Raw genomic sequence first — 16,806 nt, 5'->3', positions numbered from 1 at the left:
TTGGTGCGCCATTGGTTCAAGCCCAATGGACGACGGGCTGGCCCCCGCCTGCGCCCGCTCAGACGCCCACGTCCGGCCCCATGCAGGCCATCGGCGTCTTGCTTTCCTCCACCGCGATCAGGGGCAGGCCGCCGCTATCGCCCTGGAACTGCGCCAGAAGGCCCGAGGCGGAGTGGTAGAAGGTCCAGCATTGCGGATCGCCCCGATCCTCATAGACAAAGCAGATGTTCTGGTCTTGCGGGTACCATTCGCCCTTGCGGCAATCGTCGCCGAGAAAGGCCCAGATGACCTTGCGTCCGGGCAGGTATTGTTCCGCCCCATAGGGCTCGCCGCCGGAATTGTAGTAAAGCGTCCGCCCGACCGTCGCCGCCTCGAACTCCTCCGCCGTCAGCGGCTGGCCGGGTTCCGCGGCCTGTAGGGACCCTGCGCAAAGCCCGAGGACAAGCGCGATAAGGGGGCGACGCATGGGGCATTCTCCGCTGACATCCGGGCGCCAGAATGCCAGACCCGCCCCGCCTTGGCCAGATGTCTCAGGCCGCGCCGCGCCGTCGCAGGGCGGCAAGCCGCCGGTCCATGACCCGGTGCCAAAGCTGCGGGATCAGCGCCAGCGTCGCCATCGCGGGCAGCGAATAGGGCAGAAGCGGCGCCCGCCCGCCGGGCGACAGGGTCAGTTCCGTATAGGGCCGCCCCGGATGGGCGTGGTGATCGGCATGGCGCGGCGCGTTCAGCATCATCAGCCCGGACAGGGGATGGGGCGCATCCCAGCTATGCTGCGGCCCCGCGGGCATCACCGTGCCGGAGGGCAGCTTGTCGCGCAAAAGCCCGTAATGCTGGACATAATCGGACAGCAGCAGTTGCAGTTGCGCATGGGCGCAAAGGAGGAGGTAAGCGATCAGACCGTCGGCGCCGAACCCCGCCGTGACGGCAAAGACGAAGCCGACCGCGCCGGCGATGTAAAGGACGTAAGGGTTGGGCCGGCTCCAGTCGAAGCCGGTCTGGCCCAGCCGGTTCGCCTCCATCTCATACCCCGCGACGAAGGCGCCGGGCCAGGCGCGCAGCAGGAAGGCATAGAAGCTTTCGCCCTCGGCGGCGGTGTTCGGGTCGTCGGGCGTTGCGACAAAGCGGTGATGCACCAGCCGGTGGGCCGATGTGTGATGGCCGAACAGCAGCGAGATATAGACCCACATGCCAAGGCGGAACAGCCGCCGGTCGGTGCGGTGGATCAGCTCATGCGCGTTCGAATTCGACACCTGCCCGAACCACAGCCCGAAGGCGAGGAAGGTGGCGATCCAACTGAAAAACCCATGCCCGCCCGCGCCGGAAAGCGTCCAGACGCCAAGCGCCAGCAGCGGGAAATGCAGCAGGCCAAGCAGCGCCGACAGGCGGTTGGCTTCGGCCTCGGGGCGCGGGCCGGGGGCCTCGATCCCGCGCCGTTTGGCGAATTCGTCGATGGCGAAGGTCAGCCCGGTCATCCAGAGAAGGGCAAGGGCGGAAAACAGCCCGCCGAAGAAGGCGGCGAGGATCAATAGAGGCACCGGGGCGAGCGCGGCCGCCGCATAGGGCAGGAGCGGGCGCCAATGCGCCTTTTCGGCCTGAAACCGCAGCTTGAGGCGCGAGGGTTGGCGCGGTTTCGGCGGGCGCTTCGGTTTTGGCTTCCGCTTCCCCTCGGCCACGGGGACGCACCCCGCGACGGGCTCGGACTCGGCCACCAGACGCTTCACATCGGCGGCGGGGTCGGCGGCGGGTGCGGGTTCGGGAAGCTCGACCTCTGCCGCGTCCTCGACCTCATCCGTGCCGCCGATCACCCGCAGGCCCGGCTTGCCCGGCCGTGCGGCGGCGGGGGGCGCAGGGCGGGGCGCGGCTTTGGAAGGCGCGGGTGCGGCCTCGTCCTCATCAAGGGCGAAGCGGATCGCGGCCAGCATGTCGTCGTCTTTGTCGCTTTCGCCAGCAGTCACGGGCGTCACCTCTTACCCCACTCCATTTCCCGCAGATTATGGGGTGTTTCCGGCAAAATCGTGGCAAAACCTGCCGATTGGCCTTCATTCCCCCGGCAATATGGCTTCCGCGCCGCATTGACGCGGCGCGTGGCCCCATGTCTTGCTGCGAAACAACGAAAGGGGGCATCGTGGAGGGGGTCGGATGGGCGGCGGTCGGTCTGGGGGCGGCACTGGCCGCCCTTTATGGCGCGCGCTACTGCATGGCGGGGCCGTCCATGGCCAAGACGCTGGTCAAGACGGCCTCGGTCCTGGCGCTTGTCCTCGCGGCGCTGGCCTTCGGCGCGCCCTTGGTGGTGACGGCGGGCCTGTTCCTTGGCGCGGCGGGGGATTTCTTCCTGTCGCGCAAGGGGGATCGCGCCTTTCTGGCCGGAATGGCGGCCTTCGCGGCGGGGCATCTTGCCTATCTCTGGGCGTTCCTTGCCGCCGGGGCGGGGATGGCGCCCTTTTGGCTTCTCCTCCCGCTTCTGGCGCTTGGCGCCTCGACCGAGGTCTGGCTTTCCCCCCATACCGGCGCCCTGCGCTGGCCGGTCAGGGGCTATGTTGCCGTGATCCTTTTGATGGCGGCGGCCGCGCTGGGCCTGCCTGCGGCGCCGGACCTTGGTCTTGCGCAGGCGGGGGCGGCGCTTTTCGTGCTGTCGGACCTGATCCTCGCGCTTGATCTTTTCCGCTTCGGGACCGACCGGCCGCATCGGGGGCGGGCGCGCCTTCTCTGGGCTGCCTATTGGTGCGGGCAGGCGCTGATCCTTGCCGGTCTTGCGGGCTGGGCGGCGCGGGTCGTCTGACCCTTCCATCGCGCGGTCAAATTGACTAGGTGGAGGGGGATCAAGGAAGGCGGAACGGCCCATGTCGCTATTCAGGAAACTCAAGGACCGGCTTTTCAAATCCTCCTCGAAGCTTGAGGAAGGGCTTGAGGCCATCGTCGCCGAAGGCGGTGAAGTCGAAGAGGCGCAGGCCGGTGCCGCGCCGATGCCGGAGCCTGCGCCGGAACCCGAGCCGGAGCCGGACCCCCTGCCGGAGCCGGAGCCGCTGCCTGAGCCGGAGCCGGAGCCGGTGCCGGACCCTCTGCCGGAGCCGCTGCCTGAGCCTGAGCCGAAGCCGAACCCCCTGCCGGAACCTGAACCGGAGCCGCTGCCCGAGCCTCAGCCCGCCCCGGAACCCGCGCCCATCCCCGACCCGCAGCCAACCCCGGCCCCGGTCGAGGTTCCGCTGCCGACGCCGCCCGAACCGCCCGCGCCGCCGGTGGAACTGCCGCCCGCCCCGGCGCCGGTGGAAATCCCCGATGTGACACCGGCCGAGATTCCGGCCGACACCGCTGACGCCCGCCCCGGCCTGATTGGCCGCCTCTTCGGGCGCGGCACGAAACCCGCCGAGGTGCGCCGTATCCTTGACGACACGATGCTCGAAAGCCTCGAAGAACTGCTGATTCAGGCCGATATGGGCGTCGATACCGCGCTCCGCGTCGCGGCCAACCTCGCCGAGGGGCGGATGGGCAAGAAGCTTTCGGTGCGTGAGATCAAGGAGATTCTCGCTGCCGAGATCGCCCGCATCATGGAGCCGGTCGCCAAACCGATGCCGCTTTATGCCAAGCGCCCGCAGGTGGTGCTGGTCGTCGGCGTCAACGGTTCCGGCAAGACCACCACCATCGGCAAGCTTGCCAGCCAGTTCCGCGCCGCCGGGAAGAAGGTGGTGATCGCGGCGGGCGACACGTTCCGCGCCGCCGCCGTCGAGCAGTTGCAGGTCTGGGGCGACCGCGCCGGGGTGCCGGTGATGACCGCGCCCGAAGGCTCCGACCCCGCCAGCCTTGCCTTCGACGCCATGACGAAGGCGCAGGCCGATGGTGCCGATCTGCTGATGATCGACACGGCCGGGCGCTTGCAGAACCGTCAGGACCTGATGGAGGAACTGGCCAAGATCGTCCGCGTCATCCGCAAGAAGGACCCCGAGGCACCGCACAACACGCTTCTGGTGCTGGACGCCACGACGGGTCAGAACGCGCTGACCCAGGTCGATATCTTCCGCAAGATCGCCGATGTCTCGGGCCTTGTGATGACCAAGCTTGACGGGACCGCGAAGGGCGGTGTCCTCGTGGCGCTGGCCGACAGGTTCGGCCTGCCGATCCATGCCATCGGGGTGGGGGAGACGATCGACGACCTGTCGCCCTTCGACCCCGAGGATTTTGCCCGCGCGCTCGTCGGCGTCGATGATTAGGTCTGGTCGCCACCGATCCGGCGCGAAAGCGGCCGGATGAGCCAGAGGACCACCACGGAGATGCCCGCCGCCAGCACGGCCAGCGACAATTGCCCCGCGCCGCAGGACAGGCCCACCGCGCCCGCAAGCCACATGCCCGCGCCCGTGGTCAGCCCCTGCACCTTGCCGCCCGATGAAATGATCGAACCGGCGACAAGGAAGGCGACACCCGCCGTCACCGCCTCGATCAGGCGCAGCGGGTCGGATTTCGTTTCTGCCCCCTGGCCGGTCAGCGTCATCAGTTCCAGCGAGATGAGCGCGAAAAGGCAGGAGGCGAGCGAGATCAGGATATGTGTCCTGAGGCCCGCCGTCGGGCCGTTCGCCTCGCGCTCAAGCCCGATGACGCCGCCGAGGGCGACCGCGAGCAGCATTCGCACGACGACGATGGCGAAGGGCGTCGCGGTGAATTCAGGCGCGAATTCCTGCGCCAGCGCCGTGGTGAAATCCATGATCCTCTCCCCCTTGGGCAGGGTGAACGCCCGACCCGCGCCGAAGTTCCGGGGGCGGGGATGAGCGAGTGGCTCCTATCGCTGGAAGGAACGGCGGCGGGCAAGGACGCGGCGCTGGCGCTGGCGCTTCTGGCCGCCTTCCTGCACGCGCTTTTCGGCGCGCTCCAGAAGGGCCGCCACGACCCCTGGCTCAGCCGTGCCGCCATCGACGCGAGCTACGGGGTGATCGCCGCCCCCTTCGCGCTGTTCGTCGTGCCATGGCCCGAGCCGCATATGTGGCCGATCTTCGCGGGCGCCTTCGCGATCCATGCGGGCTACAAGCTGGCGCAGGCGGCGACCTACAGCCGGGGCGCCTATGCCGTCGTCTATCCGGTGGTGCGCGGGACCGGCCCCTTGTTCGCCGTCATCGGCGCCGGGCTGGTCTTTGGTGAACATTTCACCCCCGGCCAGTGGGCGGGCGTCTTCGTTCTGGTCGCGGGAATCCTTGGCCTTGCCGTCTATAACCTCAGGACCGTGACGGTGAACCGCGACACGATGGTGCCCGCGCTGATGCTTGCCGTCCTGACCGGGGCCTTCGTCGCGCTTTACACGACCTATGACGCCTATGGCATCCGTTCGACCGCCGACCCCTTCACCTTCCTTGCATGGTTTTTCTTCATCGACGGGGTCTTCATGCCGGTCTATACCTTCCGCCGCTGGCGTCAGGTGCCATCGTCCGAACTGCTGCCGCTTCTGAAACGGGGTGTCATCGGGGCCTTCGTCGCCTATTTCAGCTTTGGCGCCATCATGCTGGCGACGCGCCTTGACAAGGTGGGCGAGGCGGCGGTGCTGCGGGAAACCTCGACGGTCTTCGCGGCGCTGATCGCCTGGGCGGTGCTGGGGGAAAAGGTCGGGCCGCGCAGGCTGGCGCTTATGTCTTTGATCGCGGCGGGGGCCGTGATCGTCGAATTCGCGGGGTGAACATGGCGGGCAGAAAGATCAACCCTTGGCTCAAGATGGCGCTGGACCTTGGTCCGGTGGTCGTCTTCTTCATTGCCTTCGTGCGGCTGAAGGACGCGACCTTCACCTATGGCGGGACCGAGTATCACGGCTTCATCCTTGCCACGGCGATCTTCGTTCCGCTGATGGTGGTGTCCACGCTGATCCTCTGGCGGCTGACCGGGCGGCTGTCGCCAATGCAGATCGTGACGCTGGTTCTGGTCGTCGTCTTCGGCGGGCTGTCGGTCTGGCTGAACGACGAACGGTTCTTCAAGATGAAGCCGACGATGATCTACCTTTTCTTCGCCGGTGTCCTCGGCTGGGGCCTGATGCGCGGCAAATCCTATCTTGCGCTGGCGATTGATGAGGTGATGCCGCTCGCGCATGAGGGCTGGATGCTCCTGACCAAGCGGCTGGCGCTTTTCTTCCTTGGCCTTGCGGTCGCGAATGAGGCGATCTGGCGCACCATGTCGGATCAGGCCTGGGTCAATTTCAAGACCTTCGGCCTGCCTGTGGCGATCTTTCTGTTCTTCATGGTCCAGGGCGGTCTTTTCAAGACATACGGCATCGAGGAGCAGGATGAGGGGCAGTCGCCGGATTGACCGCCCGCCTTGTCCGACCGATAGTCGGGCATGGGCCATTTCGTCGCACATCCCCTGACCCCCGAGCGCTGGGACGATCTCGTCGAGGTTTTCGGCGGGGGCGAGGGGCGCGGCGATTGCGGGCGCTGCTGGTGCATGTGGTGGCGTCTGCCGCGCAAGGCGGTGGGCGGGAATGCCGGGCGCGGCAACAAGGCGCTGTTCGCGGCCCGTGTGCAGGATGGCCCGCCGCCGGGTCTGGTCGGCTATGACGGCGACGGCGTGCCGGTCGGCTGGGTTCAGGTCGGCCCGCGCGCCGATGTGCCGGTCTGGAACGACCCCGGTCGCCTGACCGCGCCGCTTGAAGCGGGCGATGCGGCGGACCCGCAGATCTGGGGGATCAGCTGCTTCGTCGTGCGGGCGGGGCATCGCCGCAAGGGGTATTTCGCCGCTCTCCTCGACGCCGCCGTCGACTGGGCCAGGGCGAACGGGGCGCGGGTACTCGATGCCTGCCCGGTCGAGGCGCAGGACAAGCGCCCCGCGCCCTCGCTTTACCACGGGATCGCAGCACCGTTCCGCGCCAGGGGCTTTGCCGAGATCGCCCGGCGCAGACCGGAGCGGCCGCTTTTGCGGTTGCGGCTGGAGGATCGCAAGACGGTCCGGTGACCGGAGTTTGGCCGCCTACCTGCGGAACAACACCTCCTGCGCCTTCTTGTCGGACTGGAGGTTCGACCGCTGATCCGCCGCCACTGCGCGGCCGCGTTGCACGGCGGGGCGGGCGCCGACCTCATCCAGCCAGCGTTTCATTGCGGGCTTGTCCTCCAACGTCTGTTCCTGCCCCTCCCAAAGCGAGGCCCAGCCCCAGATCGCCATATCGGCGATGGAGTAGGCATCGCCCGCCACATAGCGGTTCGCCGCCAGTTGCCGGTCCAGCACGCCGTAAAGCCGTGCCACCTCGGCCCGGTAGCGGTCCTTGGCATAGGGCAGGTCCTGCGGCGGGGTCAGGGCCGGGGCGTATTTCAGGAAGTGATGCGCCTGACCGGCCATCGGGCCAACGCCGCCCATCTGCCACATCAGCCATTGATCGACGGCGACGCGATCCCGCTCCGTCTCGCCATAGAACTGGCCGGTCTTGCGGGCGAGGTATTGCAGGATCGCGCCGCTTTCGAAGATGGAGATCGGCTTGTCGTCCGGCCCCTCGGGATCGGTGATCGCGGGCATCCGGTTGTTCGGTGCGATCTTCAGGAAATCGGGGTTGAACTGATCCCCGGCGCCGATGTTGATGAGGTGGAGCGCGTAAGGCAGCCCCATCTCCTCAAGCGCGATGGAGACTTTCCAGCCGTTCGGCGTGGGCCAGTAGTAAAGGTCGATGGGTGCGGTCATGGCGGGTCCTTTCCGTTTGCCGCAGGCTGACCGACACGAGGGGCGGAGACAAGGGGCGCAGCCCTGCACCAGCGCACAGGGCGGGCGCGCGGGGTGCGCATCTCAGGTGGTGGCAAACTCAGCGGGGGGCTCGGTCCAGCCTTCGGCGCCGGCCGGCACGGGCGGGGCAAGGGCGGCAAGGGGCAGCGGATCGGGCGCGGTCAGCAGCGCGCGGTAAAGCGCGAAGATGCCGGGGCGCAGGTAGGAGGACCAGTGGCAGACCCGCCGCTGCCGGGTGGCGATGGGAAAGCCCCCTGCCGCCAGATGGGCCAGCGTCGCCGCACAGTCTATGGGCAGGTCGCTCCACCCCGGCAGCGCGCCGGTGACGCGGGGGGAGACGGGGCCATCCCATCCGCCCGCCGCCAGTGCCGCGCCGATCAGGTCGAAGAGCAGGTTTTCGCGGCTGGTGACGCGGATGATCTCCATCCCCGCCGCCGCGCGGAGCGTCGTGGCCGCCACCGTCTCACGCGCCAGAAGCGCGGGGAACAGCAGGACCGCGCGGGCGATGTCGCCCGGTTCCAGGGCGGGCAGGGCCGAAAGCATGACCTTGGCGCCAAGGCTGTGGGCCATGACGCTGATGCGCCGTCCGGGCGACAGGATGCGTATGCGGCGGATCAGGGCGGCCAGCGCCAGCCCGGCGCGCCCGGCCTCATCCCGCGCTTGCCGCAGGGTGCCAAAGCCGTTCCAGCCAAAGCCGATGGACAGCGCGCCCTGATCGTCGCGGATGCCAAGGTGATGCGGCCAGGACAGGTCGCTGGCCCCAAGGCCCGCATCGCGCGACAGGATCAGCCGGTGGGGATCGCAGGTCGCATGGCCGGGCCGGTAGCGATAGCCGTGGATCAGGATCACGACCGGCTGATCTTCGGGCAGGGCGGCCAGCGTGTCGTCAAGGGATGCGGCCGTGCCGGCATGGCGCCACTGGCAGCCCTCGGCGGTGATGGGGAGATGGGGCATCGGTATGCTCCGTTCGCCAGACACAAGATGTGGTGTCTGTCCCATACGCCCCCCGTGCGACCGGCACATGACGGCCCGGCAACGGTTTCACGACGCGCCCCAGCGCCAACCCCGGTTGACGGCGTGCGCCGATCGGTCTAACACCGGCGCCGTGGCGATTTGTACACCGGATTGCGGGCCACGTTAAACATGCCGCTAAAGAGGTTGGTGGATGCAGGAAGTTTCCTTCGCCCCCGCCTTCCCGGTGGGGGCTTTTTTGTGCCGGAGGGAACGACCATGGCCGACTGGAACACACGCACGAAACTGGTTCACGCAGGCACGCGCCGCAGCCAGTATGGCGAGATGTCCGAGGCGATCTTCCTGACCCAGGGTTTCGTCTACGACAGCGCCGAACAGGCCGAGGCGCGGTTCATCGAAAGCGGTCCCGACGAATTCATCTATGCCCGCTACGGGAACCCCACCGTGCGCATGTTCGAGGAACGTATCGCCGCCATCGAGGGGACCGAGGACGCCTTTGCCACCGCGTCGGGCATGGCGGCGGTCAATGGCGCGCTGACCTCTCTTTTGAAGGCGGGCGACCATGTCGTCGCGGCCCGTGCGCTGTTCGGGTCCTGCCTTTACGTTCTGGAACTGCTGTCGCGCTTCGGGGTCGAGGTGACGCTGGTCGATGGCACCGATCTGGATCAGTGGCGGGCGGCGATGCGGGACGGGACCACGGCGGTCTTCCTCGAATCCGTTTCGAACCCGACGCTTGAGGTGATCGACGTGAAAGGCGTGGCCGCGATTGCCCATGAGAAGGGCGCGATCGTCATCGTCGACAACGTCTTTGCCACGCCGACCTTTTCCAAGGCGGTGTCGCTTGGCGCCGATGTCGTCGTCTATTCCGCGACCAAGCATATCGACGGATCGGGCCGCTGCCTCGGCGGTGTGATCTGCGGCACGAAGCAATATATCCGCAAGGTGGTGGAGCCCTATCTGAAGCATACCGGCGCGGCGATGAGCCCGTTCAACGCCTGGGTGATGCTGAAGGGGCTGGAAACGCTCGACCTCAGGGTGCGGGCGCAGGCGGCGACGGCGCTGGCTTTGGCCGAGGCGCTGGAAGGTCACGCAAAGCTTGATCGCGTGGTCTATCCCGGCCTTCCGGCCCACCCCCAGCACAGCATCGCGATGGAGCAGATGGGCGCGGGCGGCACCGTTGTGACGCTCGAAATCGCGGGCGGGCAGGAGGGCGCGTTCCGCTTCCTCAATGCGCTGGAAATCGTCAGGATTTCCAACAACCTGGGTGACGCGAAGTCGATCATCACCCATCCCGCCACGACCACGCATCAACGCCTTCCCGCCGAACAGAAGGCAGAGCTTGGGATCACCCCGGGCCTTGTCCGCCTGTCGCTTGGGATCGAGGATCAGGGCGACCTGATCGGCGACGTGATGCAGGCGCTTGACGCCGTTTGAGGGGCGCGCGGGCGGAACCGGCGTCGCGTTTCGGACGTAAATGATCGCGTAGTGTTGGACAAAGCCCTGCGGCACACCACATAATCGGCAGGCGGACCAGGCTCCGTGGAGGACGCGCGATGAACTTCATCAAGAAGATCGGTGAAAATCCCGATGCGAAGGACGCCCAAGAGGCGCTGGCCGTCCTGCGCGCCTGGGCCGAAACCGCGGACCCGGTCGAGGTGGCCCGCCTAGACCCCGCGATCGCGCGCCTCTTGCCGGATGGCAAGGTGTCGAATTATCCCGACCTTTCGCGGGTTTACCCCGAAGACTTCACGCCGGACGCGACCTATCGCGCCTCTATGCCCGATCTTCAGAACGGGCCGTCCAGCCTGATCGTCGGGGCCAAGGCGCAGATCCAGCATGTGGGGATTTCGAATTTCCGCCTGCCGATCCGCTTTCACACCCGCGACGGGGGCGACCTGACGCTGGAGACCTCGGTCACCGGCACGGTCAGCCTTGGGGCGGAGAAGAAGGGCATCAACATGAGCCGCATCATGCGGTCCTTCTACGCCCATGCCGAAAGCACCTTCAGCTTCGACGTGATGGAATCGGCGCTGGATGACTACAAGGCCCATCTTGGCAGTTTCGACGCCCGGATCCAGATGCGGTTTTCCTTCCCGATGAAGGTGGCTTCGCTGCGCTCCGGCCTTGCGGGCTGGCAGTATTACGACATCGCGCTGGAACTGGTGGAGATGCACGGGGTTCGCAAGCGGGTGATCCATCTGGACTATGTCTATTCCTCTACCTGCCCCTGTTCGCTTGAGCTGTCCGAACATGCCCGCCAGAGGCGCGGACAACTGGCGACGCCGCATTCGCAACGCTCCGTCGCGCGGCTGTCGGCGGTGGAAGAGGGGGCGAAGTGCCTGTGGTATGAGGACCTGATCGACATGGCCCGCGCCGCCGTGCCGACGGAAACGCAGGTGATGGTCAAGCGTGAGGATGAACAGGCCTTTGCCGAGCTGAACGCCGCCAACCCGATCTTCGTCGAGGATGCCGCGCGCAGTTTCGCCGAACGCCTGCTGGCCGACCCGCGCGTCGGCGATTTCCGCATCGTGGCCAGCCATCAGGAAAGCCTGCACAGCCACGATGCCGTCAGCGTGCTGACCGAAGGCGCGACCTTCGCCTCCGAAAGCCTTGACCCGCGGCTCTTCTCCTCGCTGCACAAGCCGGGTTAAAGCGTTTCGGGTTTGCGTTGAGAGAGCAAGGATCAGAATTCGAACGAAATACGTTCGAATTCTGAGTCAGTGTAAACCCGAAATGCTATGGGCTGCGCGTCCCGCGCGGGCGATCTGCTGATATGAAACGGCGGCCCCAAGGGCCGCCGTTCCTGTCTTGCCCGATCAGTTGTCCGCGCCGCCTGTTGCCGGTGCGCCGAAGCTGGGCGGCTGGCTCAGGTCGGGGACCGCCGGTTGGGGGGCTTCCGTGCCGGAGGGGGCGCCGAAGCTGGGTGGCTGGCTCAGGTCCGTGGCGCCGGGGGCGGGGGTGCCGTCCGCCGGGGCCGGGGTGGTGCCGAAGTTGGGCGCCCCGCCCAGATCGCCACCAAGGCCGCCGCCCAGACCACCACCCAGACCGCCGCCAAGGCCACCGCCCTGATCGCCGCCGCCCGGCGGGGTCAGGCCGCCGAGGCCGCCCAGGCCGCCGCCAAGACCGCCTGCCGAGGGGATGGTGAAGGTCACGTTCGAGGTGTCCACCGGCGGCCCCTTGTAGTGCATGACCATCTGCGGGAAGAGGATCACCAGAGCGATCATCACGATCTGGATGCCGACGAAGGGCACCGCGCCCCAGTAGATCTGACCCGTCGTGACCGGCGCCATCTCGGCCCCCGTGACCTTGTCGGTATAGGGCGCGCGCGGCGCGACCGAGCGCAGGTAGAACAGCGCGAAGCCGAAGGGCGGGTGCATGAAGCTGGTTTGCATGTTCACGCCCAGGATGATGCCGAACCAGATCAGGTCGATGCCCAGCGTCTCGGCCGCCGGGGCCAGCAGGGGAACGATGATGAAGGCCAGTTCGAAGAAGTCGAGGAAGAAGGCCAGCACGAAGACCAGAAGCGACACGACGATGAGGAAGCCGTATTCGCCGCCGGGCAGCGAGGTCAGCAGGTGTTCGACCCAGAGATGCCCGTTGACGCCGTAGAAGGTCAGCGAAAAGACCCGCGCGCCAAGCAGGATGAACATGACGAAGGCCGAAAGCCGCGTGGTGGAGGCCAGCGCCTGACGGATCACGTCAAGGTTCAGCCGCCGCTTGACGGCGGCGAGCAAGAGCGCGCCCACCGCGCCCATGGCGCCGCCCTCGGTCGGCGTCGCGATGCCAAGGAAGATGGTGCCGAGGACAAGGAAGATCAGCGCGAGTGGCGGGATCAGGACGATGACGACCTGTTGGGCCAGCCGCGACATGACGTTGGTGTTCAGCGCCTTGTCGGCCACGGCAAGGGCGTAGATCAGGATCACCGCCAGCGCGGCGGCCAGAATGTCGGCATCCGCGCCCTGGGTCGGCTCAAGCCAGCGGTAGAACCCGTAGCCTGCCGCCAGCGTGATCGCCAGCGCGACGAAAAGCGACATCACGCCCGAGCCCAGCGTGCGCGCCTCTTTCGGCAGGGCCGGCACCCATGACGGGCGCAGGATCGAGACGACGAAGATATAGCCCATGTAGATGCCGGTCAGCACGAGGCCGGGGATCAGCGCGGCCTTGTACATATCGCCCACCGACCGGCCAAGCTGGTCGGCCAGGATGATGAGGACAAGCGAGGGCGGAATGATCTGCGCCAGCGTGCCTGACGCCGCGATGGCCCCGGTTGCCACCCGCCGGTCATAGCCGTAGCGCAGCATGATCGGCAGGGAGATCAGGCCCATCGCGATAACGCTCGCCGCGACGACGCCCGTGGTCGCCGCCAGCAGCGCGCCGACGATGATGACCGCATAGGCAAGCCCGCCGCGCACCGGGCCGAACAACTGCCCGATGGTGTCGAGAAGATCCTCGGCCATGCCGGATCGTTCCAGCACGATCCCCATGAAGGTGAAGAAGGGGATGGCCAGCAATGTCTCGTTCGACAAGACCCCCCATTCCCGGTTTGGCAAGGTGCCAAGCAAGGGCCAGTCAAGCGTGATCGTGCCGTTCGACAGGGGCGCGAGTTCGACGCCGATGATGAAGAACAAAAGCCCGTTGGCAGCCAGCGAGAAGGCAACCGGATAGCCCAGCAGGAGGAAGACCACCAGCGAGGCGAACATGATCGGCGCCATGTTCAGCGCGATGAATTCCATCATTTCTTCACCTCGCCCGCCAGATCTTCGGCCTCGATCTCGGCCGCATGATGCGATGAGACGAAGGGTGTCGGGTCCTCGATCAGCCCGCGCATGACGGCGATCTTCTTGACGATCTCGGAGAATGCCTGTGCCAGAAGCTGACCGAAACCGATCAGCAGAAGCGCCTTGGCGGGCCAGAGGATCAACCCGCCGGAGTTCGACGAATGCTCTCCCGAATGGAAGGACTTGGTCACATAGGGGATCAGCAGCCAGACCATCAGCGTGACGAAGGGCAAGAGGAAGAAGACATGCCCGAACAGGTCGATCCGGTGCTGCGTCTTGCGCGACCACATGCCGTAAAGGATGTCGATGCGGATATGTTCGTTCTGCTTCAGCGTATAGGCGGCGGCCATCATGAAGGCGGCGCCGTAGAGATACCATTGCAGCTCAAGCCAGGCGTTCGACGAATAGGCGGGCGCGATCTTGCGGATCACGGCATTGCCGGCACTGACGAAGATCGAGATCAGGATCAGCCAGCCGACGGCCTTGCCGATCGACTCATTGATCCAGTCGATGGCGCGGGACAGCGCCAGGAACATTTGCATGAGGAATCCCCTTGTCGCGCCGGATTCGACCGGACCTGTTTTCCGGCCATGGTGGCCCGGATCGCGGCGTCAGTTCAACCGTTCAGTTGACGTTTGCGGGCCACCGGGGCAGCCTGCCGCAGCGTCATGCCGCTGCAAGAGGTCCCAGCGGTTGCCGAAAGGGTCGCGCCAGACCGCGACGATGCCGTAGCTTTCGTGCCGGGGCGCCTCTTCGAAACTGACACCGGCGGCCAGCATCGCGGCATGGTCGCGGGCGAAATCGTCGGTTTCAAGGAACAGGAACACCCGCCCGCCGCTTTGCGCCCCCACCGCTGCACGCTGCTGTGCGCCTGTCGCCCGGCCAAGGACAAGCGAGGCGCCATTCCCGGGGCCGGGCGGCGCGATGCGGATCCAGCGCTTGGTCCCCTGATCCACATCCTCAAGCACGCGAAAGCCAAGCGTCCTGACATAGAAGGCCAGCGCGGCCTCATACTCCGGCACGACAAGGGTCAGCGCGAAAAGCGACTGTTGCGGGCCTGTCATCCGCGCGAGGGACGGGTGTCGGGCAGCGCGATGCGGGCGACCTGTTCGGCGATGGGGTCGACGGACAGGGGATGGGTCTCGGCGCTGTGGTCGGCGGGGTTGCCGATGTCCTGCCAGCGGCCGTTCTTGTAGATCTCAAGCGCGTCGAAGCCCGCCTTGTAACCCATCTTGCGGCTGCCCGGCACCCAATAGCCAAGATAGACGTAAGGCAGCCCCGCCTTCCGCGCGATCTCTACATGATCGAGGATGATATAGGTCCCCAGGCTGTCGCCGATCCTGTCGGGGTCGTAAAAGCTGTAGACCATGCTCAGCCCGTCATCGAGGACATCGGTCAGGCAGACGGCGGTCAGGGTGCGGCGCATCTGGCCGGGTTCGGGCGCCGCGGAATATTCGACGACGCGGCTTTTGACCGGCGTCTCCTCGATCATCGCGGCGAATTCGAAGATGTCCATGTCGGCCATGCCGCCATCGGCGTGACGGCTGTCGAGGTAGCGGCGGAACAGGCCGTACTGATCCTCGGTCGCCCAGGGGCTGGTCGCGTCGCGGCGCAGGTAGGCGTTCTTTTTCAGCGTCCGGCGCTGGCTTTTGTTCGGCTGAAAGTCCGCCACCCGGATACGGGCCGACAGGCAGGCGTTGCATTCCGCGCAGGAGGGCCGGTAAAGCACGTTCTGCGACCGCCGGAAGCCCTGCTTGGACAGCGCGTCGTTCAGCCGCTCGGCATTGTCGCCCTGAAGGGCCGTGAACAGCTTCCGCTCCGACCGCCCGTCAAGATAGGGGCAGGGTTGTGGGGCCGTCACATAGAACTGGGGCGCTATGGGAAGCGTGTGACGCATTGCGGCGCGTTGATCGGTCTTCGGTTACAGGATCGTGACAGGCGGACGTTAGCAAGCCGAACTGAATCAGCCAAGAGCGGAGTTACCCCGCGCGGCGGGGCAGGAAGATGGCGGTCACATGGCAAAGGACCGGCGGTCGGCCGGTCCTTGCATCGGGTGGGTGCGGGCGATCAGTAGGCGCCGCGGCCGGGTTCGGGGCCTTCCTCATGGCCTTCGGATTTCGCGGCACGGGCGCGTTCGTCCATGTATTCGTCGAATTCCGCCTTGTCCTTGCTGTCCCGCAGGCGCTTCAGGAAGGCTTCGAATTCGTCCTGCTCGCTCTCAAGCCGGTCAAGCGTGTCGGCCTTGTAGGCGTCGAAGGCCGAGTTGCCCGAGGGGCGGAACCCGTAGCGGCGCATCCGCATCTGGTTCATCTCAGCGTGGCGGTCGTGATGGGCCAGACGGCCCTGACATTTCGAAAACATGCGTTTGCTCCAGATCATATAGGCAAGAAGGGCGAGGCCGACGGGCCAGAAGAAGATGAAGCCGAGAACCATGGCCGCGATCCACGCGCCCTTGCCGCGCTGGTCGAGCCACATTTCCGCCCGTGACGGCCAGGCAGCGATGGTGGACATTGAAAACCTCCGTTTGTATATGTGAATGCGTTTCACATGACAGGAGATCGGTATTCACCGGGGCCGGGTCAAGGGTTCATGTAAAAGAAATTTACATTTTTTCGCGCGGCTGGTTGTGCGGGGTGGGGGGCAGATTTCGGTCCGGTTGCCACAATCTCTTCATTTTCTGTCCACGATTGCCTTCTAGTTTAACCGTGGAAACCGAGATACTGAAAGGTTGAGTAATGGTTTTTTATAACTTTATCAAAGCCATGGCGGCTTCTTCCGTGACTGTCGTCCTCATGTCCGCACCGTCGGGCGCGGCGACCATCAATGAGGGCAGCCTGGGTGATTTCAGCAACGATTATGCTGCCCCCACCGTCATTGGTAACGGATATGAGACGGTGGACGGCGCGACCAGCGTCGGCGATCTCGATTTCGTAGAATTCAACGGGCTTGCCGCCGGGGCGCAGACTGTGTCGGTGACCTTCACCTCGCCGAGTGTCGGCAGCTTCTTCATCAGTTCCGGGACGCTGCGCTATTCGACGCAGCCCTTCACCACCTCGACCGACGGTACCCTCGCGGGGGCGTTCTCGATCTACGATTTCGGGTTCTTCTCCTCGACCACCCAGACGCTCAGCTTCAACCTCGATTCCTCGTTCAACGGCTCGCTCTTCGTCAGCCTCGCCCTGGCGCTGGGATCGCCGGTGAGCTATTCGATCAGCATTCCGGGCAATGCCCCTGCGCCGGTGCCGCTGCCGGCCTCGGCGGCGCTGTTGCTGGCCGGTCTTGGCGGGGTTGGCGCGGTCTCCTGGCGGCGCAGGGCGCGCCGCGCCGCCTGAGGCGCGGGCCTGAGACCTCGCGCCGCAGCCCGGCCTGCTAACGCAGATTTGGG

The 16,806-nt window shown here is 66.3% G+C and carries 18 protein-coding genes and 1 riboswitch; of the genes, 8 read left to right on the top strand and 10 right to left on the bottom strand.

What is annotated here, in order from left to right; genetic code table 11:
• Positions 1-58: 58 nt before the first annotated feature.
• On the bottom strand, positions 59-466 hold the full coding sequence (locus LX70_RS03690; protein WP_245884922.1) for a hypothetical protein: 408 nt from the start codon (positions 464-466) through the stop codon (positions 59-61).
• A 64-nt stretch (positions 467-530) separates the two neighbouring features.
• Positions 531-1,955, bottom strand: a complete 1,425-nt coding sequence (locus LX70_RS03685) for an alkane 1-monooxygenase (RefSeq protein ID WP_342747666.1) — start codon at positions 1,953-1,955, stop codon at positions 531-533.
• 170 nt (positions 1,956-2,125) lie between these two features.
• On the opposite strand from LX70_RS03685, the gene LX70_RS03680 reads away from it, so the two are divergent.
• Both LX70_RS03680 and ftsY read left to right on the top strand, forming a co-directional pair.
• Positions 2,126-2,779: a lysoplasmalogenase gene (locus LX70_RS03680; RefSeq protein ID WP_170076105.1), complete on the top strand. Its 654-nt coding sequence runs from the start codon at positions 2,126-2,128 to the stop codon at positions 2,777-2,779.
• A 61-nt stretch (positions 2,780-2,840) separates the two neighbouring features.
• Entirely contained in the window at positions 2,841-4,205 is a 1,365-nt protein-coding gene (gene ftsY / locus LX70_RS03675) for a signal recognition particle-docking protein FtsY (protein WP_105513146.1), read from the top strand.
• Here ftsY and LX70_RS03670 read toward each other — a convergent pair.
• The gene (locus LX70_RS03670; protein WP_105513145.1) at positions 4,202-4,693 is read right to left on the bottom strand and encodes an MgtC/SapB family protein; all 492 of its coding nucleotides are present in this window, start codon (positions 4,691-4,693) and stop codon (positions 4,202-4,204) included. The two genes, ftsY and LX70_RS03670, sit on opposite strands and share 4 nt — an antisense overlap.
• 60 nt (positions 4,694-4,753) lie before the next feature.
• On the opposite strand from LX70_RS03670, the gene LX70_RS03665 reads away from it, so the two are divergent.
• Genes LX70_RS03665 through LX70_RS03655 form a run of 3 tightly spaced genes read left to right on the top strand, consistent with a single transcriptional unit; the run spans position 4,754 to position 6,915 of the window.
• Positions 4,754-5,653 (top strand): EamA family transporter, encoded by a 900-nt coding sequence (locus LX70_RS03665; protein WP_105513144.1) that lies wholly within the window; start codon positions 4,754-4,756, stop codon positions 5,651-5,653.
• A 2-nt stretch (positions 5,654-5,655) separates the two neighbouring features.
• Positions 5,656-6,273, top strand: a complete 618-nt coding sequence (locus LX70_RS03660; protein WP_105513143.1) for an inner membrane-spanning protein YciB — start codon at positions 5,656-5,658, stop codon at positions 6,271-6,273.
• Positions 6,274-6,303: 30 nt separating this feature from the next.
• The gene (locus LX70_RS03655) at positions 6,304-6,915 is read left to right on the top strand and encodes a GNAT family N-acetyltransferase (protein WP_105513142.1); all 612 of its coding nucleotides are present in this window, start codon (positions 6,304-6,306) and stop codon (positions 6,913-6,915) included.
• 15 nt (positions 6,916-6,930) lie between these two features.
• Here the strand turns inward: LX70_RS03655 and LX70_RS03650 are convergent, their stop codons facing one another.
• Together LX70_RS03650 and LX70_RS03645 are read right to left on the bottom strand one after the other, a co-directional pair.
• On the bottom strand, positions 6,931-7,632 hold the full coding sequence (locus tag LX70_RS03650; protein WP_105513141.1) for a glutathione S-transferase N-terminal domain-containing protein: 702 nt from the start codon (positions 7,630-7,632) through the stop codon (positions 6,931-6,933).
• A 102-nt stretch (positions 7,633-7,734) separates the two neighbouring features.
• On the bottom strand, positions 7,735-8,625 hold the full coding sequence (locus LX70_RS03645; RefSeq protein ID WP_105513140.1) for an alpha/beta hydrolase: 891 nt from the start codon (positions 8,623-8,625) through the stop codon (positions 7,735-7,737).
• Positions 8,626-8,766: 141 nt separating this feature from the next.
• Positions 8,767-8,845: riboswitch (SAM riboswitch) on the top strand.
• A gap of 56 nt (positions 8,846-8,901) precedes the next feature.
• Between LX70_RS03645 and metZ the strand changes: the two genes are divergently transcribed.
• Together metZ and folE2 are read left to right on the top strand one after the other, a co-directional pair.
• Positions 8,902-10,077, top strand: coding sequence for an O-succinylhomoserine sulfhydrylase (gene metZ, locus LX70_RS03640; protein ID WP_105513587.1), 1,176 nt, complete (start codon positions 8,902-8,904; stop codon positions 10,075-10,077).
• A 119-nt stretch (positions 10,078-10,196) separates the two neighbouring features.
• Positions 10,197-11,294: a GTP cyclohydrolase FolE2 gene (gene folE2, locus LX70_RS03635; protein ID WP_105513139.1), complete on the top strand. Its 1,098-nt coding sequence runs from the start codon at positions 10,197-10,199 to the stop codon at positions 11,292-11,294.
• Between the two features lie 165 nt (positions 11,295-11,459).
• Here the strand turns inward: folE2 and LX70_RS03630 are convergent, their stop codons facing one another.
• The 5 genes from LX70_RS03630 to LX70_RS03610 form a co-directional block, all read right to left on the bottom strand.
• Positions 11,460-13,379 carry a TRAP transporter large permease gene (locus LX70_RS03630; RefSeq protein WP_105513138.1) on the bottom strand — a complete coding sequence of 640 codons (1,920 nt, stop codon included), beginning with the start codon at positions 13,377-13,379 and terminating at the stop codon, positions 11,460-11,462.
• Entirely contained in the window at positions 13,376-13,963 is a 588-nt protein-coding gene (locus tag LX70_RS03625) for a TRAP transporter small permease subunit (protein WP_105513137.1), read from the bottom strand. Before LX70_RS03625 ends, LX70_RS03630 begins: the two co-directional genes overlap by 4 nt.
• Positions 13,964-14,032: 69 nt before the next feature.
• Positions 14,033-14,485 (bottom strand): VOC family protein, encoded by a 453-nt coding sequence (locus LX70_RS03620; RefSeq protein WP_105513136.1) that lies wholly within the window; start codon positions 14,483-14,485, stop codon positions 14,033-14,035.
• Positions 14,482-15,318: an arginyltransferase gene (locus LX70_RS03615; protein WP_105513135.1), complete on the bottom strand. Its 837-nt coding sequence runs from the start codon at positions 15,316-15,318 to the stop codon at positions 14,482-14,484. Before LX70_RS03615 ends, LX70_RS03620 begins: the two co-directional genes overlap by 4 nt.
• A gap of 170 nt (positions 15,319-15,488) precedes the next feature.
• The gene (locus tag LX70_RS03610; RefSeq protein WP_105513134.1) at positions 15,489-15,932 is read right to left on the bottom strand and encodes a DUF2852 domain-containing protein; all 444 of its coding nucleotides are present in this window, start codon (positions 15,930-15,932) and stop codon (positions 15,489-15,491) included.
• Between the two features lie 266 nt (positions 15,933-16,198).
• Here LX70_RS03610 and LX70_RS03605 point away from each other — a divergent pair, with 266 nt between their 5' ends.
• A complete protein-coding gene (locus tag LX70_RS03605) occupies positions 16,199-16,753 on the top strand; it encodes a PEP-CTERM sorting domain-containing protein (RefSeq protein WP_245884920.1) in 555 nt (184 codons plus the stop codon).
• The last annotated feature ends 53 nt before the right edge of the window (positions 16,754-16,806 follow it).

Origin of the sequence: Albidovulum denitrificans, assembly GCF_002973535.1 — a bacterium.
GTDB lineage: Bacteria > Pseudomonadota > Alphaproteobacteria > Rhodobacterales > Rhodobacteraceae > Albidovulum > Albidovulum denitrificans.
The sequence above is the reverse complement of the archived record's forward strand: the minus strand, read 5'-3'. Positions and strand labels throughout refer to the sequence as shown.

Coding starts and splice junctions, on each gene's coding strand:
- LX70_RS03690 (WP_245884922.1), bottom strand. CDS start 466: ATGCGTCGCCCCCTTATCGCGCTTGTCCTCGGGCTTTGCGCAGGGTCC.
- ftsY (WP_105513146.1), top strand. CDS start 2,841: ATGTCGCTATTCAGGAAACTCAAGGACCGGCTTTTCAAATCCTCCTCG.
- LX70_RS03670 (WP_105513145.1), bottom strand. CDS start 4,693: ATGGATTTCACCACGGCGCTGGCGCAGGAATTCGCGCCTGAATTCACC.
- LX70_RS03665 (WP_105513144.1), top strand. CDS start 4,754: ATGAGCGAGTGGCTCCTATCGCTGGAAGGAACGGCGGCGGGCAAGGAC.
- LX70_RS03660 (WP_105513143.1), top strand. CDS start 5,656: ATGGCGGGCAGAAAGATCAACCCTTGGCTCAAGATGGCGCTGGACCTT.
- LX70_RS03655 (WP_105513142.1), top strand. CDS start 6,304: ATGGGCCATTTCGTCGCACATCCCCTGACCCCCGAGCGCTGGGACGAT.
- LX70_RS03650 (WP_105513141.1), bottom strand. CDS start 7,632: ATGACCGCACCCATCGACCTTTACTACTGGCCCACGCCGAACGGCTGG.
- LX70_RS03645 (WP_105513140.1), bottom strand. CDS start 8,625: ATGCCCCATCTCCCCATCACCGCCGAGGGCTGCCAGTGGCGCCATGCC.
- metZ (WP_105513587.1), top strand. CDS start 8,902: ATGGCCGACTGGAACACACGCACGAAACTGGTTCACGCAGGCACGCGC.
- folE2 (WP_105513139.1), top strand. CDS start 10,197: ATGAACTTCATCAAGAAGATCGGTGAAAATCCCGATGCGAAGGACGCC.
- LX70_RS03630 (WP_105513138.1), bottom strand. CDS start 13,379: ATGATGGAATTCATCGCGCTGAACATGGCGCCGATCATGTTCGCCTCG.
- LX70_RS03625 (WP_105513137.1), bottom strand. CDS start 13,963: ATGCAAATGTTCCTGGCGCTGTCCCGCGCCATCGACTGGATCAATGAG.
- LX70_RS03620 (WP_105513136.1), bottom strand. CDS start 14,485: ATGACAGGCCCGCAACAGTCGCTTTTCGCGCTGACCCTTGTCGTGCCG.
- LX70_RS03615 (WP_105513135.1), bottom strand. CDS start 15,318: ATGCGTCACACGCTTCCCATAGCGCCCCAGTTCTATGTGACGGCCCCA.
- LX70_RS03610 (WP_105513134.1), bottom strand. CDS start 15,932: ATGTCCACCATCGCTGCCTGGCCGTCACGGGCGGAAATGTGGCTCGAC.